Origin of the sequence: Nitratireductor aquimarinus, from assembly GCF_017255295.1 — a bacterium.
Taxonomy (GTDB): Bacteria; Pseudomonadota; Alphaproteobacteria; order Rhizobiales; family Rhizobiaceae; genus Nitratireductor; species Nitratireductor aquimarinus.
In genome coordinates this window covers 48635-73833 of the sequence record NZ_JAFKDE010000011.1, presented here as the reverse complement: position 1 = coordinate 73833, position 25199 = coordinate 48635, and the positions used below count along the sequence as shown (strand labels likewise).

21 protein-coding genes are annotated in these 25199 nt (G+C 61.8%); 9 read left to right on the top strand and 12 right to left on the bottom strand.

The annotated features are described in order from the left end of the window. Nucleotides 1–78 precede the first annotated feature (78 nt). The 5 genes from JYP46_RS18605 to JYP46_RS18585 all read right to left on the bottom strand — a co-directional run bounded on the left by JYP46_RS18605 (nucleotide 79) and on the right by JYP46_RS18585 (nucleotide 4982). Complete coding sequence (locus JYP46_RS18605) at nucleotides 79–1545, bottom strand: M81 family metallopeptidase (RefSeq protein ID WP_206548943.1); 1467 nt, start codon at nucleotides 1543–1545, stop codon at nucleotides 79–81. A 25-nt stretch (nucleotides 1546–1570) separates the two neighbouring features. Beyond that, nucleotides 1571–1936, bottom strand: coding sequence for a RidA family protein (locus JYP46_RS18600; RefSeq protein ID WP_113157060.1), 366 nt, complete (start codon nucleotides 1934–1936; stop codon nucleotides 1571–1573). Nucleotides 1937–1957: 21 nt separating this feature from the next. Next, nucleotides 1958–2782, bottom strand: a complete 825-nt coding sequence (locus JYP46_RS18595; RefSeq protein ID WP_113157061.1) for a carbohydrate ABC transporter permease — start codon at nucleotides 2780–2782, stop codon at nucleotides 1958–1960. Then, a complete protein-coding gene (locus JYP46_RS18590; protein ID WP_113157062.1) occupies nucleotides 2779–3654 on the bottom strand; it encodes a carbohydrate ABC transporter permease in 876 nt (291 codons plus the stop codon). Before JYP46_RS18590 ends, JYP46_RS18595 begins: the two co-directional genes overlap by 4 nt. Before the next feature lie 95 nt (nucleotides 3655–3749). After that, nucleotides 3750–4982, bottom strand: a complete 1233-nt coding sequence (locus JYP46_RS18585; RefSeq protein WP_206548942.1) for an ABC transporter substrate-binding protein — start codon at nucleotides 4980–4982, stop codon at nucleotides 3750–3752. Nucleotides 4983–5257: 275 nt separating this feature from the next. Here JYP46_RS18585 and JYP46_RS18580 point away from each other — a divergent pair, with 275 nt between their 5' ends. The 5 genes from JYP46_RS18580 to JYP46_RS18560 all read left to right on the top strand — a co-directional run bounded on the left by JYP46_RS18580 (nucleotide 5258) and on the right by JYP46_RS18560 (nucleotide 9717). After that, complete coding sequence (locus JYP46_RS18580) at nucleotides 5258–6031, top strand: SDR family NAD(P)-dependent oxidoreductase (protein WP_244974885.1); 774 nt, start codon at nucleotides 5258–5260, stop codon at nucleotides 6029–6031. Between the two features lie 11 nt (nucleotides 6032–6042). Continuing rightward, nucleotides 6043–7113 carry an ABC transporter ATP-binding protein gene (locus JYP46_RS18575; RefSeq protein ID WP_113157065.1) on the top strand — a complete coding sequence of 357 codons (1071 nt, stop codon included), beginning with the start codon at nucleotides 6043–6045 and terminating at the stop codon, nucleotides 7111–7113. 2 nt (nucleotides 7114–7115) lie between these two features. Then, the gene (locus JYP46_RS18570; protein ID WP_113157066.1) at nucleotides 7116–8027 is read left to right on the top strand and encodes a MurR/RpiR family transcriptional regulator; all 912 of its coding nucleotides are present in this window, start codon (nucleotides 7116–7118) and stop codon (nucleotides 8025–8027) included. 4 nt (nucleotides 8028–8031) lie between these two features. Then, entirely contained in the window at nucleotides 8032–9090 is a 1059-nt protein-coding gene (locus JYP46_RS18565) for a D-TA family PLP-dependent enzyme (protein WP_206548941.1), read from the top strand. Nucleotides 9091–9231: 141 nt separating this feature from the next. Next, on the top strand, nucleotides 9232–9717 hold the full coding sequence (locus JYP46_RS18560; protein ID WP_206548940.1) for a hypothetical protein: 486 nt from the start codon (nucleotides 9232–9234) through the stop codon (nucleotides 9715–9717). A 64-nt stretch (nucleotides 9718–9781) separates the two neighbouring features. Here JYP46_RS18560 and JYP46_RS18555 read toward each other — a convergent pair whose 3' ends face one another. From JYP46_RS18555 to JYP46_RS18525, 7 genes are all read right to left on the bottom strand, one after another. After that, a complete protein-coding gene (locus JYP46_RS18555) occupies nucleotides 9782–10855 on the bottom strand; it encodes a sn-glycerol-3-phosphate import ATP-binding protein UgpC (protein ID WP_206548939.1) in 1074 nt (357 codons plus the stop codon). A gap of 16 nt (nucleotides 10856–10871) precedes the next feature. After that, entirely contained in the window at nucleotides 10872–11708 is an 837-nt protein-coding gene (gene ugpE, locus JYP46_RS18550) for a sn-glycerol-3-phosphate ABC transporter permease UgpE (protein WP_113157070.1), read from the bottom strand. Between the two features lie 12 nt (nucleotides 11709–11720). Next, nucleotides 11721–12602, bottom strand: coding sequence for a sn-glycerol-3-phosphate ABC transporter permease UgpA (gene ugpA, locus JYP46_RS18545; RefSeq protein ID WP_206546477.1), 882 nt, complete (start codon nucleotides 12600–12602; stop codon nucleotides 11721–11723). Nucleotides 12603–12661: 59 nt separating this feature from the next. Further along, nucleotides 12662–13987, bottom strand: a complete 1326-nt coding sequence (gene ugpB, locus JYP46_RS18540; protein ID WP_113157072.1) for a sn-glycerol-3-phosphate ABC transporter substrate-binding protein UgpB — start codon at nucleotides 13985–13987, stop codon at nucleotides 12662–12664. A 445-nt stretch (nucleotides 13988–14432) separates the two neighbouring features. Next, complete coding sequence (locus JYP46_RS18535; protein WP_244974884.1) at nucleotides 14433–16223, bottom strand: ShlB/FhaC/HecB family hemolysin secretion/activation protein; 1791 nt, start codon at nucleotides 16221–16223, stop codon at nucleotides 14433–14435. Between the two features lie 2 nt (nucleotides 16224–16225). Next, nucleotides 16226–19900: an MBG domain-containing protein gene (locus tag JYP46_RS22280; protein WP_206548937.1), complete on the bottom strand. Its 3675-nt coding sequence runs from the start codon at nucleotides 19898–19900 to the stop codon at nucleotides 16226–16228. Continuing rightward, on the bottom strand, nucleotides 19863–21782 hold the full coding sequence (locus tag JYP46_RS18525; RefSeq protein ID WP_206548936.1) for a two-partner secretion domain-containing protein: 1920 nt from the start codon (nucleotides 21780–21782) through the stop codon (nucleotides 19863–19865). Before JYP46_RS18525 ends, JYP46_RS22280 begins: the two co-directional genes overlap by 38 nt. A gap of 746 nt (nucleotides 21783–22528) precedes the next feature. On the opposite strand from JYP46_RS18525, the gene JYP46_RS18520 reads away from it, so the two are divergent. Genes JYP46_RS18520 through JYP46_RS18505 form a run of 4 tightly spaced genes read left to right on the top strand, consistent with a single transcriptional unit; the run spans nucleotide 22529 to nucleotide 25135 of the window. Beyond that, nucleotides 22529–23167, top strand: a complete 639-nt coding sequence (locus JYP46_RS18520) for a lysophospholipid acyltransferase family protein (protein ID WP_113157075.1) — start codon at nucleotides 22529–22531, stop codon at nucleotides 23165–23167. Further along, a complete protein-coding gene (locus tag JYP46_RS18515) occupies nucleotides 23167–24117 on the top strand; it encodes a phosphatidate cytidylyltransferase (protein WP_113157076.1) in 951 nt (316 codons plus the stop codon). The genes JYP46_RS18520 and JYP46_RS18515 overlap by 1 nt, the downstream gene beginning before the upstream one ends. Then, entirely contained in the window at nucleotides 24114–24500 is a 387-nt protein-coding gene (locus tag JYP46_RS18510; protein ID WP_206546481.1) for a hypothetical protein, read from the top strand. Before JYP46_RS18515 ends, JYP46_RS18510 begins: the two co-directional genes overlap by 4 nt. Further along, nucleotides 24497–25135 (top strand): CDP-alcohol phosphatidyltransferase family protein, encoded by a 639-nt coding sequence (locus JYP46_RS18505; RefSeq protein ID WP_206548935.1) that lies wholly within the window; start codon nucleotides 24497–24499, stop codon nucleotides 25133–25135. Before JYP46_RS18510 ends, JYP46_RS18505 begins: the two co-directional genes overlap by 4 nt. Nucleotides 25136–25199: the final 64 nt, after the last annotated feature.

The following is a 25199-nucleotide window of genomic DNA, read 5'->3' as shown; positions in this document are numbered from 1 at the left end:
TCGACGGCTCCTTCTAGCCGTCGACATGGAGGCACACTTTGCGATTGGTCAAACAGGCCGCATTTGAGCGCAGGTTTTCTACTGGAATGCGTTCTCGTCTATCGGCCAGATTGGGCGGGCGAGTTTGGTGTATCCCGCCGTCTTCGGATTGTTCGGATAGCACCCTTCCACCGCCGCGTAGATGATCTCTTCCGCGATGGGCGCAAAACCCGCATGGAAGTGGTTGGTCGACTTGATGAGAAGCACCTGCTTTTCCAACGGATCGACCCCGAGATTGGAGAAGATATCCGGTTCGAAGGTCTGGGTGCGGTTGGTGTTGAGCACGATGTCGATCTCGGTGCCGACAAGCCGCACCACAGCCGCCGGGCCAAGCGTGACGCGGCTGGTGCCGAAGGTCTGCCACCCTTCTTCCGCCAGCCTGCGGATTTCGAATGTGCCGTCAAATGGCGTGCCACTGGCCGCATTCGCCTTGCCGCCGATGCGCATGTCGAGAATGGTGCCCTCGCCCGCGCCATGGGCAAAGCCGACGGCCTGCGGATCCCAGATGGTCGCGACACCCGCGCGCGTGATGCCGCTTTCAACAAGCGCATGCAAAAGCGCAGTGTTGTCGCCTGCGGTTCCGCCACCGGGATTGTCCCACATATCCGCGATCACGACGGGTTTTCCGCTCCTGCCGCCGGCACCGGCTTTCGCAATGGCGTCTTCGATGGAAAGGCTGTTCATCGCGGTCATGCCACGCATGCCGCGCACCTCCAGCCCCAGTTCTTCGGCCAGTGCGTCACCGGCCTCCGGCGCATTGTCGGTGACGACCATGACCTGGGTGCCAAGCTCGGGCACGTCGCCTCCCATGAAGCCATGGATCAGCGAGGCCGAAAGAACGTCCCCCCTGCCCTGAAGCGCCTTCATGCGGTCCACGAAGGAGCGCATGGGCTCGCGGCTCGTGGGAAAGACGTCGATCATGCGGCAGTCGAAGGTGGAGATCACGGGGCGGATTTCGCCGCGCGTGGCGCGCAGCGCCAGATCCACCACATGCTCGGCGCGCTCGAGAAAATCCGTATGCGGAAACTCCAGAAAGGCGGCGAGAATGTCCGCCGCCGCAACGCGCTTCGCCGTCAGATGGCTGTGCGGGTCGAGTTCAGCGGCAACGATCACATTGGGGCCGACGATCTCGCGCACACGGGCAAGCAGATCGCCCTCGCAATCGTCGAGCCCGCGCGCCACCATCGCGCCGTGCAGGCCGAGCACCACGCAGTCCACCGGCATGGCGGCCCGCAGCTGATCGAGAATCTCATCGCGCAGCGCCTCATAGACATCGAGACGGACATAACCGCCCGGCTCCGCCCAGGTGGCGGTGCCCTCGATCAGGGTGAACCCCTCCTCCTTCGCCCGCCGCCGCAGAACCGGAATCGGCGCGGAGCAGAGCGTGGGGGTTTCGGGATGGTCGCCGGGTCCGGCGTAGAAAGCCATCTCGAAATCCCCGCGATCCGTGGGGATGGGCGAAAAGGTGTTGGTTTCGGTGGCGAGCGACGCCGTGAAGACACGCATGCGATGAGATTCCGGTTTGTCTGGATCAGAGCGGCTTGTAGGCGACGGCCTCGACCTCGATCTTGATGTCGAGCATCAGCCGCGATTCAACGGTGGTGCGCGCCGGCGGATCCTTGGGGAAGTGCTTTCCATAGACGGCGTTGAAGGGGCCGAAATCGCGCGCGTCTTCCAGCCAGACGGTCGTCTTGACCACATCGTCCAGCGAGCAGCCGGCGAGCGCCAGCGCGGCCTTGACGTTGGCCATCACCTGCTGGGTCTGCTCGGTGATGCCGCCCTGAACGACAACGCCATCCTCACCAACGGGCACCTGGCCCGAAATGTAGACGAAGTCGCCGGCACGAACGGCGGGGGAAAGCGGCACATGGGATGTGCCAAAGCACTGCTTGGTCATCGATAAACTCCGTTTTGAGACCTATTTCACCGCGCCGATCGCGAGGCCACGCACGAGATAGCGCTGCAACCAGGCAAAGATGATGGCGACGGGAATTGTGGCGACGAACGTGGCCGCCATGACATGGTGCCATTCGACCGTGTAGCGGCCGGCAACCAGCGAGAAGATCTGGATCGGCAGCGTGTAGCTCTCCTGCCGCCGCAGCATGGTGAGTGCGATCACGAACTCGTTCCAGGCATTGATGAAGGAGAAGATGGCGGTGACCGTCATGGCCGGAAGGGCAAGCGGCAGGAACACCATCACCAGCGCCTTTGCCGGGCTCGCGCCCTCGATCCAGGCGGCTTCCTCCAGATCCTTCGGGATGGTGGAAAAATAGCTCTGCAGCATCCACACCGTGAAGGCGACGTTGAACGCGCCATAGACGAAGACGATGGAATTCACATTGTCGAGCAGGCCGAGCCACACGACCAGTCGGAACAGGCCGATCACCAGCACGATGGGCGACAGCATCTGCGTGACCAGAAGGAACTGGCGGAAGAAGCCCTGTCCCGCGAAACGGAAACGGCTCATCGCATAGGCTGCGGGAATGGAGACGGCGAGCGCCAGCACGGTCGACAGAACCGAAACATAGACCGAGTTCCACAACGCATTGCCGAAATTGGTTACGGCCCACATGTCGATGAAGTTGCGCCATGCCGGCTCGCGCGGCCACCAGGTGGGCGAGAGCACTTCATTTGCCGGCTTGATCGCGGTGATGAACATCACGGCGAACGGGAACAGGATCAACACGATGAGCGGCGAGAGCAGCGCCCAGTAGAGGAAGGATTTCTTCAGCTTCGGGCTCATGTGCGCTCCCTCCGCATGGCCAGCGAGACATAGAGAACGGTGAAGGCAAGCAGCAGCACGAACATCATCACCGAAAGGGCCGAGGCCTCGCCGAGTTTCCCGAAGCGGAAGCCCAGCTTGTAGAGATAGGTGACGAGAATGTCGGTGGAGTTCGCAGGACCGCCCTGCGTGGTGGCCCAGATGATCGGGAACGAGTTGAACACATAGATCATGTTCAGCACGATGGAGATGTTCAGGAACGGCTTCATCAGCGGCAGGGTGATCTCGCGGAATGTCTGCCAGCGCGACGCGCCCTCAAGCTTCGCCGCCTCATAAAGATCGTCGGGAATGGAGGAGAGTCCTCCGAGAAAGATCGTCGTGGTGAAGGGCACCGTGACCAGAATGCCGATCATGATCTGCACCGGAAAGGCGGTGGAGGCGCGGGCGAGCCACTGGATGTTCTGGTCGATCAGACCGAGACCATGAAGGCCGGAATTGAGCATGCCGCTTTCGCCGTTCAGCGCCCAGCGCCAGACAATGGCGGTCATGGTCAGCGACACGGCCCAGGGCAGCATGATGATGACGCGCGCAATCGCACGGCCATAAAAATCCTCGTTGAGGATCATGGCGACGGGCACGGAAACGACGAGCGTGCCGATGACGATGGCGCCAGTCCAGATGAAGGTGCGCCACAGCGCGCCCAGAAAATCCGGATCGGTGAAGACCGCCACGTAGTTTTCGACACCGTTGAAACCGCGCAACTGGCCGAAACGATTGACGTCATTGAGCGAAATCGTGCCGAGCTGGTAGAGCGGCCACAGGATGATGAACGCGGCGAGCAGGAACCCCGGCAGGATCAGCAGATAGGGATTGGTCAAAGGCGAGCGGATCATGGTCCCGTCACGTTTTGCCGGCTCATCGCCGGATGAAACTTGGAAGTCGGCATGCGCGGCGCTGGGCCGCGCATGCCGGTTCGGTCAGGCCGTGATCAGTTGCCGAGGATGCTGTTGATCTCGCCGGCAGCGGCATCAAGCGTGGCCTTGGCCTCGCCATTGCCCAGATAGATGGTCTGGACCGCATCCGACGTGGTTGCCGCGATCTCCTCCCAGCCGGCGATGACCGGTGCAAAGCGGGCGTCCGGCAGAAGCGCGGTGAACTCCTTCAGATCGGCATTGTCGGCAAAGGCCGGCTGTGCCGCGACTTCCGGATTGACCGGCAGGAAGCCCTCGCCGGAGGTGAACTTGGCGCGCCATTCGGTGGTGAACAGCTGATCGAGGAACTTCCAGGCCAGATCCTTGTTCTCGGAATTCTCGAACATGATGATGGAATCGGTCACCCCATAGGTGCCACGGTCACCCTCGGGACCGGCCGGAATGGCCGCCACGCCATATTTGAGATCCGGCGCTTCTTCCTTGATCTGGTTGGAAAGGAACGGCGCGGTGATCATCATGCCGACCTTGCCCTGCTTGAACAGGTTCTGCACGTCCTCGCGATTGTAGGAGGTGACGCCCGGCTGCGTTGCGCCGGAATCGATCAGCGACTTGTACATTTCCGCCGCCTTGTAGCCGGCGTCGCTGTCGAGGCCGGACGTGCCGTCTTCTTCCACCAGCTCGCCGCCATAGGCCCAGAACGCATAGTAGAAATAGACGTCCGTCTCGATTTCCTTGCCCTGAAGTCCGAAGCCGGCAATATCATCGCCCAGCGCGCCGATCTTCCTGGCTGCCTCGGCAAGCTCATCCCACGTGTCGGGAACTTCGGTAATGCCGGCCTGCTCGAACAGGTCCTTGTTGTAATACATGGCGCGGGCCGATGCGGCGACCGGCAGCCCATAGGTCTTTTCCTGCATCACCGAAGGCTCAAGGAAGACCGGGAAGAAGCGGTCTTTGAAGTCCTGAGTCAGGTAATCATCGAGCGGCGCGGCAATGCCCTGATCCACAAAGTCGATCAGCCAGCGCGTGCCGATGATCGAGAGATCGGCATTGGCGCCGCCGGAAATATCGGTGGTCAGCTTTTGCAGAAGCACATCCCACGGCACCACTTCGACCTGGATTTCGGAGCCCGGATTGGCTTCCTCGAAGGCTTTTGCGGCTTCCTCGAAATACGGGCCGGTTTTCGAGCTGTATTCCGCAACGGTCACGCGCACGGTCTCTGCATGCGCCCATCCCATCGCGGCTAACAAAGCAGCGCCGGCAACGGCTGTCCTGAGTGCAGTCCTTTTCATGTCTGTCTCCCTGTTCCTCTCTTGGGTTCCTGTTCCATCTCCCGTTCGGGAGGCGGCGGCCTGACCTGTTTTCCCGGTTGCCTTCTCGGCGTGAGCGGCAATCTTTTATGTAATTTTTTTACAGAAATTAGCTTCTGGCAAGGAAAATCGCACAATCATGTTGCTAAATTACGATTTTTCGGCAAGCTTTAGATGTCGGCTGGTGTAACTGCCGACGCCCCGTCTGCCTGTGAAACGAAAAACACGAGCACAAAAGCGGCGGACGAAACGAGCGAATGAATGGGAGTGCAATGATCGATCTTGGTGGCCAGAGAATCGTCGTAACGGGCGCGGCCGGTGGCATTGGCCGGGCCATGGTGGAGGTTCTGTCGGGTTTCGGGGCTTCAGTCGTCGCGTGCGATCTGGATGAGGCCGATTTATCCTTCGCCGGCGTCGCAGAGGCGCAGCGTTTCGACCTGCTGGACGATAAAGCGGTCGAGGCGGCTGCAAAACGGATCTGCGAAAACGGGGTCCCTTCCGCCATCATCTCCAATGCCGGGTGGACACGCGCCGAAACGCTGGATGATGTCACGCCCGAAGCGCTGACCCATGAGCTGAACCTCAATCTGCGCAGCGCGGCGCGTCTTTCGCAGGCGTTTCTGCCCGCCCTGCGCCAGCGCGAAGGCGGGGCGGCCTTTGTTTTCATCTCCTCGATCAACGCGCTCTCCCATTACGGCAACCCCGCCTATGCGGCTGCCAAGGCGGGGCTGATCGCCTGGATGCGCGCTGTCGCCACGGAAGAAGGCCGGCACGGCATCCGCGCCAATGCGATCACGCCTGGTTCCGTTCGCACCATGGCGTGGGATCATCGCATCGAGCGCGACCCGGAGATTCTCGGCAAGGTTGGAGCGCTTTATCCGCTGCGCCGCATGGTGGAGCCTGCGGAGGTGGCGCGCGCCGCCGCTTTCCTCGCCTCCCCGCTTTCAAGCGGCATCACCGGCACGGTGCTTCCCGTGGATGCAGGCATTTCCGCCGGGAACCTGCCCTTTCTCGAACAGATCGCCGGCTAAGGAGCCCCTTCATGGCTGAGTTGAAACTGACGGATATCTGCAAACGCTACGGCTCTCTGACAGTCATCGAGAAACTGTCTCTGGCCATCGACGATGGCGAGTTTGTCGTTCTGGTCGGGCCGTCCGGCTGCGGCAAGTCCACGCTTCTGCGCATGATTGCGGGGCTGGAAGCGATCAGCGCCGGCGACCTCATGATCGGCGGCGCGCGCGCCAACGATATCCCGCCACAGAAGCGGGACACCTCCATGGTGTTCCAGTCCTATGCGCTCTTTCCGCATATGAGCGTGCGCGACAATATCAGCTTCGGTCCGCGCGTGCGCGGCGAGCCCAAGGACGAGACGGAGCGCCGCATCAAAAAGGCAGCTGAAATTCTCAATCTTGGCGACTATCTGGATCGCAAGCCGGGACAGCTTTCCGGCGGTCAGCGCCAGCGCGTCGCCATGGGCCGCGCCATCGTGCGCGATCCGAAAGTATTCCTGTTCGACGAGCCCTTATCCAATCTCGACGCCAAGCTGCGCATCCAGATGCGCACCGAGATCAAGGCGCTGCACCAGAAGCTCGGCACCACCATCGTCTATGTGACCCACGACCAGATCGAAGCCATGACAATGGCCGACCGGATCGTTGTCATGAATGGCGGCAATATCGAGCAGGTGGGCACGCCGCTGGAGCTCTATGACAACCCCGCAAACACCTTTGTCGCCGGCTTCATCGGCTCGCCGGCCATGAGCTTCCTTCAGGCGCGGACGGAAAGCGCAGATGGCGCGCCGGTTGCCGTTCTGGGCGATGGCAGCAAACTGCCCATCGCCGCCGGCGCGGGCGACGGACGCCCGGTCACGATCGGCATCCGGCCTGAATCCTATGTGCGTGACCCGCAGGGACCGCTGGCGCTCAAAGTGGCGGTGGTGGAGCCGACAGGGCCGGAAATCCATGTGTTCGGAACGATTGCGGGCGAGGATGTGCGCGTCGTCCTGCGCGACCGCGATCTGCCGCGGCCCGGTGAGGAATTGCGGCTTGCGGTGCCCGTCGAGCACGTGCATCTGTTCGACCACGACAATGGCCAGCGACTGAAGGCAGCCTGAAAATGGACGAACGCGCGCCCAACGACACGGAACGTACGGTCGATATCATCGCCCGGCTGCAGGACCGGCTGGAGCGGGGGCGCGGCGCGGAAATTCGTCTGGTCGAGAGCATTCTGGCCGATCCGCATTTCGCGGCGCACGCGCCGATTGCGCAGATCGCCGAACGGGCGGGCGTGAGCGAACCGACCATCACGCGGCTGGCGCGGGCGCTCGGTTTCCCCGGCACGCGCGACATGCGTTTTCACCTTGCGCAGGCGCTCGCCATTGGCGGGGCCTATCTGCGCGAGCCGAGCGCGCCGGTGGAGGAGCTACCGCTTTCCGGTCAAGTGGTGGCCAAGGTGGCCACGGGCGCACATGCCGCGCTCGACCTCATGTCGATGGCGCTGGCCGATATCGATCTGGAGCCGATGGCCCGCAGCATCAGCCGGGCAAGCCAGATTCTGATCTATGGCACTGGCGGCAGCTCGTCCTTTGCCGCCGTGGAATTGCAGAACCGGCTCTTTCGCCTTGGCCTGCACGTCACCGCCCACACCGATCCGCAATTGCAGCGCATGAGCGCTTCCGTTCTGGAGCCGAAAGCGGTGGTGATCGGGTTTTCCGTTTCGGGCCAGGCGCCCTCCGTCATGGATGCGGTGACCATCGCCCGCCAGTATGGCGCGCGGGCCTACGTGGTGACGACGCCCAACACGCCGCTGGCCGAGGCCGGCGACGCGCTTCTGCCGCTGACCTTCAAGGAAGACGGCAATCTCTACAAACCTTCCTCCATGCGGTATGCGCTGCTGGCGAGCGTCGACATCATCGCCATGGCGACGGCCCTGACGCTCGGCAAGAAGGTGCTTGAACCGCTGCGCCGCGTGCGCCATAGCCTTGCCAGCCAGAATATCCGCGATCCCGAACTGCCCATTGGAGACTGATGCCGTGCGCATTCTCGACCTGGAAACGCCGGCGGTGGTCATCGACCGCGCCAGGGCGAAAGCCAACCTTGTTCGTGCCCAGGCCTATGCCGACGAACATGCTCTGAAGCTGCGCCCGCACATCAAGACGCACAAACTGCCCATGTTCGCAAAGCTTCAATGCGACCTCGGCGCAGTGGGCATTACCTGCCAGAAAATCGGTGAGGCCGAAGTGATGGCCGATGCCGGGATTACCGACATCTTCATTCCCTACAACATTCTGGGCGCGGGCAAGCTCGACCGGCTTCTGGCGCTGCACCGGCGCATCACCCTCTCGATCACCGCCGACAGTGCGGTGACGGTGGCAGGCTATGCCGCGCATTTCACCGATCCCGATCATCCCCTTCCGGTTCTCATCGAGTGCGATACGGGCGCGGGGCGCTGCGGCGTGCAGACGATGGAAGAGGTCGTGACGCTCGCGAAAGAGATCGACGCAGCACCTGGCCTGCGCTTCGAAGGCTTGATGACCTATCCGCCGCGCGGGAAACTCGCCGAGGTGGAAGAATGGCTGAGCGAGGCCATCGCCGCACTTGAGAAAAACGGCCTCAGGGCGAACACGGTTTCCAGTGGCGGCTCGCCCGATTTCTACGAGGCGGGAAGCGTGAAGAGCGCGACCGAGCACAGGCCCGGAACCTATATCTATTCAGACCGGATGCAGGTGGCTTTCGGCCATGGCACGCTGGAAGACTGCGCGTTCACGGTGCTTGCGACGGTGGTGAGCCGCCCGACGGAAAACCGCGCGGTCATCGATGCCGGCTCCAAGGCGCTCGCCGCCGACCTCGCGCCCGTGCCCGGCCATGGTCACATCGTGGAATATCCCGATGCGGTGATTACCGGGCTCAGCGAGGAGCACGGCGTCATCGATCTTTCAGGCTCTGCCAAAAAACCTCAAATCGGCGAGAAAGTGCGCATCATTCCCAACCATGTCTGCCCGGTGTCCAACCTCTATGACGAGGTGAACCTTGCCGATGGCGACATCGTCACCGAGACCGTTCCGGTCGCCGCGCGTGGCCGCCTGACCTAGAGCAATTCCAGGAAAAGTGGGAACCGGTTTTCCGTCCGGAATTGCGCAAGAACAGTGAATTAGAGGGTTTTCGCGATTCAACGAAAAGTGGGGACGCTCTAGACCCTGCCCCCAAACCCCATCATCAAGACGGAGGAGCTGATGAACTACGACAAGAATCCCTTTCCCGAAGGCGACGCCGACCGTCATTACTTATGGGAGATGCTGGTGCGGCGCGATATCGACGCGTTCCTCTCGCAGGACTGGTCGATGGTGGAAGGGGATTTTGCCGAAGACCGGTTCTTCGGCATGCACGCGCATTTTCTGAGCGATGCGGATTCCTGGCGGCTTCAGTTTCCCAACGTCGAGACCTATCGCGACGAGTGGCTGCGTCAGGGCAAGGAGACGGCGGCCACTACGTTTGCCGAGCCGCTGCGCGAAGCCCTGTTCCGTGTTACCAACATGCGCGACATCGACATCGATGGCGACCGCGCGGTGCTGCACAAGAAGTTCAACGGCATGGTTGCCAAGGCCGACGGCACCGTCGACCGGCTGAACTGGCAGACGCTCTATTTCTGCTCGAAGATCGACGGGCGCTGGAAGATCACCGGCTTTGTCGGTTACATGCCGAACCCGCTTTGCACCTGATTTTCATAAGCTTGCGCTAACATTTTCAAGCGCCGTCGGGCCTTTCGCCCGGCGGCGCTTTTTGTCAGAGGCGCTTGCCGGTCTCGGCATCGAAGAGATGCGTCATGCCCTTCTGGATGGCGAGCGGCAGCGTGTCGCCGGGAGCGACCTGCGCGCTGCCGGACAGCCGGGCGATCAGCTCGCCGCCCGCTCCATTGGCGCCGGACAGTTTGCCGTGAGCAAGCGTGTCCGCACCAAGCGTTTCCACTGCGGTGACAGACAGGTTGAGCGTGGCCTCATCCGCCGAAACAAGCTGCAGATGCTCCGGGCGCACGCCGAAGAGAACCGGCCGGCCAGCCTCTGCGGGCTGGGCGTCGAGCGCCAGCTTGCCCCCGCCTTCCAGCTCAAAATCCGAGCCCGAGACGCTGCCCTGCAGAATGTTCATGGCCGGCGAACCGATGAAGCCGGCGACAAAGCGCGTGGCCGGACGTTCATAGACATTCATCGGCGTGTCGATCTGCTCGGCAATACCGCCATTCATGACCACCAGCCGATCGGCCAGCGTCATGGCTTCCACCTGATCATGCGTCACGTAAAGCGCGGTGGTGCCCACCGAGCGCTGCATCTGCTTGATCTCAAGACGCATCTGCACACGCAGCTTGGCATCGAGGTTGGAAAGCGGCTCGTCGAACAGGAAGACGGCGGGATTGCGCACGAGCGCGCGGCCCATGGCGACACGCTGGCGCTGACCGCCGGAAAGGGCGCGCGGCTTGCGGTCGAGATAGGGCTCGAGCTGCAGCATGGTGGCGGCCTTGTCGACGCGCTGGCGGATCTCGTCCTTTGTTTTGCCGGCAATCTTCAGGCCATAGGCCATGTTGTCGAACACGCTCATATGCGGATAGAGCGCATAGTTCTGGAACACCATGGCGATGTCGCGCTCGCGCGGTTCCAGATCGTTGACCAGCCGGCCGTCGATTTCCATCGTGCCGCTGGTGATGCGCTCAAGGCCTGCGACCATGCGCAGAAGCGTGGACTTGCCGCAACCGGAGGGGCCGACAATGACGATGAACTCGCCATCGGCCACATCGAGGCTTACGCCGTGAATGACCTCGGTCTTTGCGTAGGATTTGCGGATATCGCGAATGGAAATCGTCGCCATGCCGATTTCGGTCCTTCTATTTTTCTGTCTCGACGAGGCCTTTGACGAACAGGCGCTGCATGAAGATCACCACAGCCACCGGCGGCAGAACGGCCAGCATGGCGGCTGCCATGGTCACGGGCCAGTTGCCGTAGTCATCGGCGGTCGGCATCATCTGCTTCAGACCCATCACGATGGTGTTCATCTCCGGCTTTGTGGTGATGAGCAATGGCCAGAGGAACTGGTTCCAACCGTAGATGAAGAGGATCACGAACAGCGCTGCGATGTTCGTCACCGAGAGCGGCAGCAGGATGTCCTTGAAGAAGCGCAGCGGCCCCGCGCCATCGACGCGCGCAGCCTCCACCAGCTCGTCCGGCACGGTCATGAAGAACTGGCGGAAGAGGAAGGTGGCGGTTGCCGAGGCGATGAGCGGCAGGATCAGGCCGGTATAGGAATTGAGCAGGCCAAGCGAGGCCACGACCTCATAGGTCGGCACGATACGCACTTCCACCGGCAGCATGAGCGTCATGAAGATCGCCCAGAAGGCGAGCATGCGGAAGGGGAAGCGGAAATAGACGATTGCATAGGCCGACAGGATGGAGATCGCGATTTTGCCGATCGCAATGCCCATGGCCATGATGAACGAGTTGAACAGCATGCGCCCGACAGGCGCGGTCACGCCCGAAGCCAGCGCCTCGCTGTAATTGTCGATGAGATGCGGCCCGGGCAGCAACGGCATGGGCGGGCGGATGATATCAAAATGCGTCAGCGTCGAGCCGACGAAGGTGAGATAGATCGGGAAGCAGACGATGGCGATGCCGATGATCAGCACCGCATGCATCAGAATGGTTCCAAAACCCCGTTTTTCGACCATGATCCGCCCTCCTCAGTAATGCACGCGCCGCTCAATGAAGCGGAACTGGATGACGGTCAGGATGCCCACGACAACCATCAGGATGACGGACTGGGCGGCGGAGGAGCCGAGGTCCTGCCCGACGAAACCGTCGGAATAGACCTTGTAGACGAGAATGGTGGTCGACTGACCGGGGCCGCCTGCCGTCATCGTGTGAATGATGCCGAACGTCTCGAAGAAGGCATAGACGATGTTGACCACCAGCAGGAAGAAGGTGGTGGGCGACAGAAGCGGGAAGATGATCGTGCGGAAGCGGTGCCACTTGCCCGCGCCGTCGATGGCGGCAGCCTCGATCAGGCTCTTCGGAATGGCCTGCAGACCGGCCAGGAAAAACAGGAAATTGTAGCTGATCTGCTTCCACGCGGCAGCGAGGATGACAAGCGACATGGCCTGACCGCCATTGAGAACCGGGTTCCAGTCGATGCCCATGGCCTTCATGTAGAATGCGATGACGCCGATGGAGGGCTGGAACATGAACAGCCACATCACGCCGGCAACGGCAGGCGCGACGGCGTAGGGCCAGATCAACAGCGTCTTGTAGGTCCCCGCGCCTTTAATGACCTGATCAGCCATCACGGCGAAAAGCAGCGCGACCGACATGGAAACCACCGTCACGAAGAAGGTGAAGACCGCCGTCGTGATGAACGACTTGAGATAATACGGGTCGCTGAAGAGATATTCGAAGTTCGAGAACCAGACGAACTGCGCGCCCAGACCGAACGGATCAGGCAGAAGCAGCGACTGGTAGAGGGCCTGTGCGGCAGGCCAGAAGAAAAAGACAATGGTCACCAGAAGCTGCGGCGCAAGTAGCAGATATGGCAATAATCGATTGTCGAAGGTAACGCGTTTTTCCATGGGCCGACCAAATGATACGGGGCCGGCAGCTGTTGTGCCGGCCCCGCAATTTTACAAGATTAGCGCGTCGACTGCTCGAAGCGGCGCAGCAGCTGGTTGCCGCGGTTCACAGCTTCGTCGAGTGCGGTCTTGGCGTCTTTCTCACCCTGCCATACGGCTTCCAGTTCCTCGTCGATGATGGCGCGGACCTGATCGAAATTGCCGAGACGGATGCCCTTGGAGTTGTCCGTCGGGGCCTTGCCGGTCATCTGCAGGATGGCGATGTCGGTGCCCGGGTTCTCGTCGTAGAAGCCCTGCTCCTTGGTCAGCTCGTAAGCGGCGGTGGTGATCGGCAGATAGCCGGTGTCCTGATGCCACTGAGCCTGCACTTCGGCGCTGGAGAGGTAGTTCAGGAAGTCGGCAACGCCGGCATATTCCTCGCCCTCATGGCCCGACATGACCCACAGCGATGCGCCGCCGATGATCGTGTTGAAGGGCGCGCCTTCCGCATCCGCCCAGTAAGGCAGGTTCGTCACCGTGAACGGGAAGTCGGCCTCGGCCTTCACACCGGCATAGCCAGCGGAGGATTCGGTGAACATGGCGCACTCGCCCGAACGGAAGCGCGCACCGCCCTCATTGCGGCGGCCGGAATAGCTGAACAGGCCGTCTTTCGCCCATGCGCCCATCTTGTCGATGTGCTTCACCTGCAGGTCGCCATTGAAAGCGAGCTCGGTGTTGGTGCCGGCAAAGCCATTGGCTTCCGTGGCAAACGGCACATTGTGATAGGCGCTCAGGTTCTCAAGATGAATCCAGGACTGCCATGCCGTCGTGAGCGGGCACTCGGAGCCCGATTCCTTCAGCTTGACGAGGATTTCCTCGACTTCCGACCAGGTAGCCGGCTTGGTCTCGGGGTCGAGACCGGCAGCCTCAAGCGCGTTCTTGTTGATGTAGAGAACGGGCGTGGAGGAGTTGTAGGGCAGCGACAGCATCTCGCCGTCGGTGTTCGTGTAGTAGCCGGCAACCGGCGCGAGATACGCGCTCGGGTCGAAATCGGCTTCGGCTTCCGCCATCACTTCGTAGACCGGCTTGATCGCGCCCTTGGCAGCCATCATCGTCGCGGTGCCGACTTCGAACACCTGCAGGATGTGCGGCTGTTCGCCGGCGCGGAAAGCGGCGATGCCTGCGTTCAGAGCTTCCGAATAGTTGCCCTTGAGCGTGGCAACGACTTCATACTGGTCCTGGCTGGCGTTGAAGTCCGCTACCTGCTTGTCCAGAAGTTCACCGAGACGACCGGTGAAAGCATGCCAGAACTGGATCTGGGTTGCTTCGGCCTGTGCGACGCCGACCATTGCCGGCAGCGCCACCGTTAAAGCAGTCGCGGCGGAAAGCATTGCGCGAAATTTCATCTCTTATCTCCCTGTAGAGCTGGTCGCCGATTTTGAAACCGATCTCTCTTGACCAGCTATTGTTACCGTTGGATGACAACACCTGAAGAACAATATGTCTATACCTGTCGGACACAGAATTTTCATATTGCTTTCATTTACCTTCGTTTTTGGCATAGCGAAAGAGGCATTCGATGCGGCGTTTTTGTCGCGGGTGCGGCGCGCGGAAGCACACTGCTTTCGCGTGTCACCGCGGCAGTGTGCATCAATTGGCAGGGTATTCAGACAACGCGCCTGGCAGCCACGACAATTGCATTTATTTAATTGTGGATGGCATTGCAGCCGCGCAGGGCGACGGGGAACAGCCGCCATCACTTGGCGACAGCAGCCGTCTCACGGCCTGAAGGAACATCCGAATCGTCAATGCCATGAGCCGGCGCGCATGGGACGGCGTCGGTCCAGGCTGCTAGAAACGCGCCGTTATGGAACCCTGCAGGTTCCAGTCACCGGCCTGCGTGTTTCCACCGTCACTGAGAGCAACGCCGGCTATGAAACTGGCTGAGAAGGTTTCGCCGACATTGTAATCGAACCCCACTCCAAGCCCGCCCAGCGTCGTGCTCCGGTCCGTGCTGTGATCGCCCCCGAAGCCGAGATCGGCGAAGAAGTAGGGGGACAGGCTGTCCTGAACGGGCGGAAGCCAATCGCCCCCGACCCCGTCTCCCAGCAGCGAGATGTTCGGCAGACGCAGCTCGTTGCGCCAGATGATGCCGCTGTCCACGCTCACATCATCGTAATTGTAACCGCGCACCGCATAGCGCCCGCCAAGAGAGACGCGCTCGGTATCCGGCAGCGCCTCGCCGGCAAGGGTTCCCGAGAGTGAGGAAATCCAGGAAAGCTGAGCCGGCAGTGGCGTGGCGCGGGTGAGATCCATGGCCAGATAGGCATATCGAAGGTCATCGATACGACCGTTGGAAAACGGGTGCCAGCTGGCCATGTCGTTGCCGTGAAGCACGCCGCCCGGATTGGCTTTCACGCGCACATCGACGACCGTTTTGCCCCAGCGGTCTTCGAAATCCCCGCTCCAGCCCAGCACCAGCTGGAAAAGCTCCGCACTTCCCTCTGCCACCGACACGCCGTTGAACAATGTACGGCGTTCGAGACGCTTGAACTCGACACCGCCATAGATGTCGCCCCAATAGCGTCCCGGCAGGATGTTGGAGACCGCCGACCGATAGATCACCGGCAGTTCGAACGTGGTGTTCTCAATGGTGAAAAAGCGGTTCGGCCGGTCGCTGCTCGCAACCAGGGCCGGGGCGATTTCCAGACTTTGGCGGGCGAAGGTCGGGATGGTCAATCTACCCGCATGACTGATGTATCCCGGATAATCACCCCCCCGCGGAATAATGATCCCCGGATCACTCCAGATGTCGTCGCTTGCCGTCATCTGATAGGAAATCCAGGGTGCGCCCGGCAGGGGCAGACGCGCAGAACCACCAAGGAAATAGCGGTCCCGCCCGGTGTCGCTTGAGCCGGAATTCGACCAGCCGGCAAAAACCTGCCAGGGCCGCTGCGTCCGGATCATGACGTCAAGATTGCTGAGCGCGGTGTCCTCGCCGGGCCGAAACACCCCTTCGGCGCGCCGGTATGGGGTGCGGTTCAGCCAGTTCAGATCCTCTTCCAGCGCCCGTGCATCGATTTTCTCTCCGCGCGCCGCGCGCAGCCCCTTCCGGATGCCCTCGGCTTCGCCGGCAGCGACGCCTTCGACCGTCACCTCGCCTGTGCGAAACTCTATGACGCGAACCTGCAGCACACCGCTGGTGATTTCCTGCGGCGGCAGGGTGACGGAGACAAACGGATAACCGGCCTCCCTGTAAATGCGGGCGATTGCCGCCTGGATTTTGCCCGCCAGCGCCAGGGTCAACGGCTCGCCGATGAACGCGCCCAGTGCAGTCTCGGCGGCCTGCCGGTCGATGATCTCGATTTTTCCCCCGACGCCTTTCGGCGGTGCAGCGGCAGCCGCATCATCTTCCCCGATCAGATAAACGCCGGCCAGATCAACCCCGAGCGGCGTCGTGTCTGTCGCACCGAACTCCTGTTCATCAACGCCGAGAGAAACCGGCTCACCCGGCGCAACCTGCGGCAGGTTGCGCTCAAGGGCGGACTGCGCAAAGGCAACGGGTTGAAAGAGGAGAATGCCAGCGCTCAGTGCGATGGGCAGCGTCAGCAGATGCTGACGGATCGAAAACTCTGATGTCATCATCATTCCACCGCAGCGCTCAGCCATGCGCCGTAAGATCGGTTACAGGGGTAGACGGCCAGCGGGCCGCTTTCGCTGACAGCCACCGGTTCGCAGGTCTCGGTCTCTCCATCTCCTGCTTCGATCAGCAGAGGCGGTGAAGACTCATATGCCTGAGGCTGGATATCGGGTGTCGGGATATTCGACCCGTCGAGGACGGTGAGAATGCCGCCGAGATAGGTCAGTTCGTAATTGGGCGAGAGCGCCAGTGAGCCCTGACCAATGGCGTATGCGCCGACCGGTGAGTTCAGGTTCGCCGTCGTGGACAGGCTGCCGCTCATCTGGTCGCCATTGACCAGCGATCCGGAAACGATGGCGTAGGTCAGCGCGGGATTGGCTTCGCCAATGTCGCGCTGCAGATCGTCCGCCCGCACCGTGACTGCGCGCCTGTTGACGGTCACGTCAGCGCCGGTAAAGGCGATCTGATAGTTGCCGCCAACCGATAACGACCCCTGCGTGATCCCATAGGCGCCCACATCGCTGGTGGAGGTCGCGCCACTGGACAGCGCTCCCGTGAACACCGATGCATCATCGCCGCCGACCAGTCCGCTGTGGGAATATCCAAGGGTCGGCGCACCGTCGCCATAGGTCATGCTCGCCGCATTTGCCGTCACCCACAGGGTGGCGGGCGTGATGGCGAGAGAACCCGATTCAAGCGTCAGATCGTAGCCAAACTGGCCGGAATAAAGCCCCGCCAGGGTCAGATTGCCGCCCGTGTAGGTTCCCGCATCTGCGTTGGCTGCAAGATAGCCTGCCGTGCCGAAAATCCGGGAGCCGTCATAGGGGCCGCCATAAACGAGCGTTCCCACATCGGAACTTGCTGCGCTGCCGTCATAAACCTTGCTGACGCTGCCGCCCGTCACGCTGAGACCGGTCATGAAACCGCGCAGGAGCGGGGTCGTGTAACCGTCGTAGATGCGCCAGACCGCGCCTGTCCCGCCCTCATCATCAATGTTGAAGCCATAAGCGGTGAAGGTCGAGAGCTGCGTCATCTGCGCGCCTGTAAGGCCGGTCACGCCGGGAACCGTGGGATCATACGAGAAGCCGACAGGATCCGTCAGGCCAGACGCATCGGTGTCCCATAAAGTCGCACTGAAGGAAGCGCCGGTATCAACGAGCCCTGCAATGCCGCCCTCATTGCCGTCGCCGGCAGAGGCGGAGCCTGTGGCATAGGCTCTTGCAACCGATCCGGATGGAGCCAGTTGCCCCAGAAGGCCGCCCGCGAACGCGGCAGCCGACACGGCGCCCGTCGCATAGGAATCCGTGATCGACCCGTCATTCACGCCGGCCAGGCCACCGGCCCCGTTGCCGCCTGCCGTCACATTGCCAGTGGCGAAGGATTGCGTGATGGAGCCCGTATTGTACCCGACCAGACCGCCAAAGTTGAAGTTCAGGTTGATCGCGCCGCCGACGGTCACATTGCCGGTGGCGTAGGACTGATGGATCGTCGATCCGCTATCGGTGACACCGACCAGCCCCCCGATATCGCTGACGCCGCCAATGCCGGTCACCGCACCGGTGGCGGAGGATCGGGCGACCGTCCCATCCAGCGTGCCGACCAGACCGCCGATGCTGTGGGCTGTGCCGGAAACGTCTGTCGAGGTCTGCACATCACCGATGGTGGATCCGGCGTATCCAGCCAGTGCGCCAACATGACCATTGCCGGAGACGCTGCCGCCGGACAGGATGAGATCCGACAGGGACGAACCGGCAGCGGCATAGCCGAACAGGCCGACATAGTCGTCGGCTGCGCGGTCGATGGTCAGACCGCTGATCGCATGCCCCTGTCCGTCGAGACTGCCGCTGAATTCGGCGCCGTAGACGCCGATCGGGTCGAAGCCTGCACCGCCATTCCAGCCTGCCGTACCCGATGCATCGATATCGTTGGCAAGGACAAAGGCGCTGCCGAGAAGACCGCTCGATCCCACGCCCTGCAATCCATAGACATCCGCGATCTGATAGGGCGTTGCAGATGAGCCATCGCCCCCGAGCGCACGAAGGAACTCGCCGCCCGCTATGTTGAAATCATTGGCGTGGAAACCCGGAAGTGTGCTGCCGACCTGCGTCCAACTGGCGTCAGACTGGAACCGGTCGACATAGATGTCGCCGGTCACCATGGCGGCGACGTTGGTTGCGGTGCCTGTCCGGTCAACGCGCAGCCTGCCACTGGCGGCCGTCACCGATCCGTTGACCGTGATCGAAGTGTTGCTGGCATGACTGTAGAGAGTGAGTTCATTGGAACTCGCCCAGGCAAGGTCCCCGTTTACCGTCAGGTCGCCATTGACGGCCCCGACAAACACGGAACTCTTGTCGACAGAGAATGTGCCGCCGGTTGAAGCGGTCAGCCCGCCCCCTGCGTGCATACTCATGTTGAGTGAAAAGTCAGATCCGGCGTCCAGAACAATATCAAGGCTCTTGCCATTGTTGTCCGATCTCAGAACGCTGCCCGGAAGATTGGTTATGAAATCCAGATCGCTGTCGCTGAACGAACCCAGCGTGGCCTGCAGGTTCGTGGAAACATCCGTAAGAGCCGCGGCGTCCGTCTCGAGCCGGAACGTGTTGCCCCAGATGTCCGCGCCGGAGACCCCGCTGGCAGTCATGCGGTCGGAATAGGTTGCGCTTTGCGTGCTCTCGCCATCGAGATAGGTGAGAACGCCGGCAGCGTCGAGCGATCCCGCATCGGTCAGGATATAGTAGTAGCCATTGGCGCCGGTAACAGCAGAGCCAAACAGGCTGCCGCCGGAAATGCCGCTGACATCAGCCCCGGAAAGCGGTGTGCTGCCGCTGTCAGCATAGGCCGTGCCCGAAACGGCAACCGGCGTCGAAGCATATTGCCAGCCGAAATAGGGGTAGAGGTCGTTGCCAGTGGCCCAGATGGTGTTGTTCAGGCTGAAGCCAAGCCCGAAGTCGAGCGAGCCCTGCATCTGCGCGGTGGTCCGGCTGCCGGTGTTGGTAACTGTCGGAGTATAGAACGCCGTATATCCGATCGCGTCGCTCTGTCCGGTCGTGCCAATGTCCCAGGCCGCGTTGGTCATGGATACATTGTTATTCCGGAGCGTACCAATAAGTGCGCCCGCATAGCCATCGGTCGCCACGCGCCCCGTGACAAAGGAGTTCATAATGGTCGTGTACCGGTCGGCCTCGCCAATGAGACCACCCGCAGAAGCACCATTGATGCCGAGCACCTGTCCGGCAAAATAGCTGTTCTCAATCGTGAGGTCCTCGGAGCCCCCGACAAGACCTCCAGCCACACGGAAGTTGCCTGACGCAACAACCGTCGCGGTCGAGTAGGAATTTTCGACCCTGTTGCTGTTGTCATTGGCGGTTCCAACGAGTCCGCCAGAACGCGATCCGGTTATTGTTCCAGTCGAGCTGGAATTCGATATGGTCAGCCCCTCAGTCACAATGCTCACCAGGCCACCGACGGCGCTGCCCGTGCCGTTTTCCGTGACAGAAACATCCGCATGCACATTGGTCATCGTCGATCTGTCGAGGTTTCCATGAAACCGGCCTACGACGCCTGCGCCCCACGTTTCTGTCTCAACCGTACCGCTGACAGTGACATTCGACATGTGATGACCGATGGCCCCGCCGCTGTTCTCACCGACCAGGATCGCTGTCTGGGAACCTCCGGTCACGCTGGCATTGGTGACGTTGAGGTCCTTGATTTCCGGCTCCGACGGAACGGCCCCCCCCCCAATAAGAAATGAGTGCAACATTGTGACCTGAGGGCCGGTTTATAAACAGCCCGTCGATCGTATGGCCCTGGCCGTCCAGATTGCCTGCCAGTCTGACGGGCCTGAACCCTGCGCCGCTGTTCCACCCCGACACTGGCGACGCATCGATGTCACTGACGAGCTGATAACTGAGTTGAGCAAACACCCCTGCTCGACGATCCCTGTCTGTGATTCCCTGAAGCCCGTAGATATCGGAGAGCTGATACGGGTTTGCTGCGGTCCCGTCCCCGCCGCGCGCCCGCACAAACTGCCCAGCATACTCATCAACCCGGAAGTCGCCCGCCTTGAATGATGGCAGGGCAGCCCCGACCTGCCCCCAATAGCCGCGCTGAAGGGTGAAGGTCCCGACATCGACAAGGGCATAGTTGGAATGGGTGTGGATCGTGCCGACGCTATCGGGTCCGCCCTGACCTTTTGCGATCAGCGTCAGGCCGCCATTCGGCGCCAACACGCCAGCGTTCATCTCGATATCGTTGTAGGCGTCCAGCGTCAGCGTGTTTGTGCTGCTCCAGGCCAGGCCATTGTTCACGATAATGTCGCCGGCGCCAGGGGTGCCGGCCACGGGGCCGTTTGCGGTCGTCGCCGTCGTTTGCAGCGTGACGTTCGAGTTTGCGAGGGCGTTCTGAATCGTCTGCGCCGGCCCGTAAGTGATGATGATGTCTTCCGGGTCGATCAGCCAGTTGCCCGTCGTACCGCCCGCAGCGGATGTGTCGATCGAGACGCCGTTGAAGTCGACGGTCTTCCTGCCCGAAGTCTCGATAAAGCCACCCGTGCCGCCGGTCCCGCCCCGCGCGCTGAGCGCGCCGGAGACGGTTGTGTCCTTTTCGGCGAAGATCATGATCTCGCCGCCCCTGTCGCCATCGCTTTCAGCGGAGGCGTCAAAGGTTCCGGTGACCGTGATGTCCCCGCCGGTGACGGTGATCGTTCCGCCCTCGCGCGCAGGACGCGGTGTCGGAATGGGCACGTTCGCCGCCATCCTGCGGGCCTTGAGGCGACCGCTGGCCCTGACCTTGCCCGTGGCCCCGGCGGTCAGAAAAATGCGGCCGCCGGAACTGGTGACGCCCGTCGCCTTGATGACATCGTCCGTGTTGCCGGCCAGTGCATAGACATTGCCGCCATTGGCGCGGATCTCGGCATTCGCGGCAGCAATCGTGCCGGAATTCACCGCTTCTGTGTCCGGGCCACCAAGTTCCACGGAGAGGAGCCCGTCCGTATCGGCGGCATCTTTCATCAGCACCTTGTAGCCTGCGCCAAGCGCGGCGGTGCCGTTGGGGGCTTCCAGTGTGCCGGTATTCTCCACCCGCCGGGCAATCAGGGCGATGTCGCCCTGTGCAGAGCGGATCGTGCCGGCATTCGTCACCTCGGCGGTGCCGTTGCCGGAGAAGGTCATCCCGCCGCCATTGAGGAAATCACTGTCGGTCACGTCATGGGTGGAGGCGACAAACGAACCTCCCGTAGCGACCAGACCGCCACTGCCGACCACCACACCGGCTGGATTGATGAGGAACACGCTGCCGGTCGCGGTGAGGCTGCCGTCGATCTGGCTTGAAACATTGCCGGTGACGCGATTGAGCGTCGCGCCGTTGCCGTTGTCGAAATGAACCTGATTGCCCGACCCTACAGAAAAGCCGCTCCAGTTCACGACGCCGGTTTCGGTCGTCTGGCGGATATCCAACCGCGGGCCGTTTGCCGATATTGTCCCGTTGCCGGTCGTAAACTGTCCCCCGGTGGGCAGAACGTCATCGGCCATGGCGGTGGCGGGAACGAGCGCCGTGGTCAGCATGAGCGACGCGTACAGCGCGCGGGAGAGCCGGACACCCTTGGATAAGGTCCTGCTACCCCTCCCGGTTTCCGTCGCACAGAAACCAACCATCCGATCCGTCATGCCTCAATATCCTCCCGGAAGACACGTGTTCCAGCCGATATCACTTTCAATACAGAGTGTTTCAGGTCAGATTCCACCTACCAATTCTGACCAATACTGACTGAATCTGACGACCGGGCTGACGGACAGCCATCCGTCATCGTGAAACCACAGGGGTTATTGTGCGGGCGTTGTAACGCTGCCTCTTTCCCGGCTCGCGCACGGTCTCGAAAACCTGCTGGCCTCCTCCAGTGCCATCACAGCGAGCTGTAACGATCCACATACTTGCGCATGTAAACGGCGACACGCCGTGTAAACACCTTCTCAATCTGCAAGCGAAGACGTCGTGGTTAGCAAGGCCGGGTGCAACGACGATTTCAAAATAGGAAAACTAGCTTATGTGCCAATAAGCCCCGCATGGCCCGCCCTTCAACCTGAGCGGAGGCGATGACAGTACAGGAAATGAAAATGCCCGCTCTGCACCGCCACGGGACAGTCGAGCACGACCCGTGGCGCTGTTAACGTGTCAGGCTCCATTACATCCATGCCTTTTCGGGCATGGAGAATTCATGCTGTTTTCAATCGCCGTTATTATTTGGCCGCACGCTGCAACCGTTCTATACAGCGTCTGAATCTGGTTTCCACGCAAAGCTCCAGGGGACACAATGGCATTTTTGTCGCGGGTGGCGGCAGGCGCGATCACGCTGTTTGCACGTTTCATCACCGCTGTACGCGCCGACTGGCAGGGCATCGAGCCGGTTCCCCGTCAGCGCGTCTATTTCGCCAATCATGTGAGCCATGGCGATTTCATCCTGCTATGGACGGTGTTGCCGCCGCGCATGCGCCGGCAGACACGGCCCGTGGCGGGCGCCGATTACTGGCTGAAATCACCCGTCAGGCGCTTCATCGGCCGTGACGTGTTCAATGCGGTGCTGATCGACAGAAACCGGGACACGCGCGCAAGCGACCCCATCGGGCAAATGGCCGATGCGCTGGATGGCGGGGCCTCCCTCATCATCTTTCCCGAAGGCACGCGCAACGAGACCGACGCGCCGCTGCTCTCTTTCAAGAGCGGCATCTACCATCTGGCCAAGGCGCGGCCAGACGTGGATTTCGTTCCGGTGTGGATCGACAATCTGAACCGCGTCATGCCCAAGGGCGAATTCGTGCCCGTACCGCTCATCTGCACGGTCACGTTCGGTGAAGCCATGCGGGTCGGCGATGACGAAACGAAAGAGGCTTTCCTCACCCGGGCGCGCGATGCGCTTCTTTCCCTCTCGGCAACTTCGGAAGGTGACGCGTGATGAGTGAACATCAGATCGACCTTTTGAAACTGCTCGGCGGATTGGCCGGCGTGCTGATTGCGGCATCGCTGGTGGGCTATGTGCTTCAGCGCAAATTCTCGCCCGATGGCTCCAACACGGCCATCGAAAACCTCAACGACCGGGTGAACGCCTGGTGGGTGATGATCATCCTCATGGGCGGCGCGCTCATGTTCGGCCGGGTTGGCGCGATCCTGCTGTTCGCTTTTGCATCATTCGCCGCACTGCGCGAATTCGTAACGCTGACCAACACGCGGCGCGGCGACCACTGGGCGCTCGCCTCGGCCTTCTTCATCTTCCTGCCGCTGCAATATTATCTCATCTATATCGACTGGTACGGCCTCTATTCGATCCTGGTGCCGGTCTATGCGTTCCTTCTTCTGCCCATTGTCTCGGCGGTGCGCGGCGATACGGATCATTTCCTCGTCCGGGTGGCGGAGGTGCAATGGGCGCTGATGATCTGCGTCTTCTGTGTGTCCCACGTGCCCGCGCTCCTCACGCTGGATATCCCCGGCTATGAGGGACGCAATTTGCTTCTGATCGCCTTCCTCGTGGTGGTCGTGCAGTCGAGCGACGTCCTGCAATATGTCTGGGGCAAGCTGCTCGGGCGCACGAAGATCGCGCCCAACCTCTCGCCCTCCAAGACACTGGAAGGTTTGATCGGTGGCGCGCTCAGTGCAACGCTGGTGGGCGCGGGGCTGTTCTGGATGACGCCCTTCACCCCGGTTCAGGCCGGGCTTCTGTCCTTCGTCATCGTGCTTCTGGGCTTTTTCGGCGGGCTCGTCATGTCGGCCATCAAGCGTGATCGCGGCGTGAAGGACTGGGGGCATCTGATCGCCGGGCATGGCGGTTTCATCGACCGGCTGGATTCGGTCATCTTCTCGGCCCCGATCTTCTTCCACCTGGTGCGCTACTGGTGGTCGCTCACATGAGCCCTGCGCTTGCCCGACTGGCGAGATCGAGCGCCGTTCACATGGCGTTCGCGTTTCTCGCCATGGGAAGCTGGGCCGTGTTCGCCAACCGGGGGCACGCAATGCCGCGTCCGCTGGTGGCGGGCATGGTGCAGGGGCTTTTGTCCGCCTGCATCACACTGTTCCTGAAGCGCATCGTGGAGTGGCTGACCAGTCGCTTTTCCGGCCTTGGCGCGCTGGTTCTGCCGCCGCTCATCGCCTGCCTCGTTTCCGCAACGCTTCTGTCCGCGATCCACGCGGCGGCGGGCACACCCGAAATCCTTGCGACGGTCGCCCTGCCGCTGACGGTCGCCACATCCTATGCCGCCCTTTACACCTACACCCTATGGAGCGCCCGACCGTGAGCGATACTGAGAACCGACGTCCGCTGGCCAGCCGCGACACCGGCTGGGCGCACAGCATCACGCGCTGGCTGGCCGCCACATCCATCACTCCGAACCAGATTTCCATGGCGAGCATGGGCTTTGCGGCCCTCGCCGGTCTCGCCCTGTGGCAGGCGGGGTCTGCCGATGGCGTGATGCGGGCAGTGCTTCTCATTCTGGGCGGGCTGTTCGTGCAGTTCCGCCTCCTGTGCAATCTGTTCGATGGCATGGTTGCGGTCGAGGCGGGCAAAAGCGCGCCGGACGGCGCTTTCTGGAACGAGTTTCCCGATCGGGTCGCCGATATCGCGATCCTCGTCGGCGCCGGTTATGGCCTTGGCCTGCCCGCGCTTGGCTGGGCGGCGGCGGGTTTTGCCGTCCTGACGGCTTATGTGCGCGAGCTCGGTCGCGCCTGCGGCCAGCAGGCAGACTTTTCCGGCCCGATGGCCAAGCCACACCGCATGGCGACCATCACGGCGGCGGCCGTGCTGTCGCTCTTCGAGCCGCTCTGGGACGGGCGCGGTGAAGTGTTGACCGTGGCGCTCTGGATCGTGGCCATCGGCGCGGCCTTCACTGCGCTGCGCCGTTCGGCGCGTCTGGTGAAGGCGCTTCGCGGATAGCGCGTTTCGCTTTCAGCTGAAATCCGCACAAATACGAGAGCAGATCGAGCAGCGCGCCGTCACC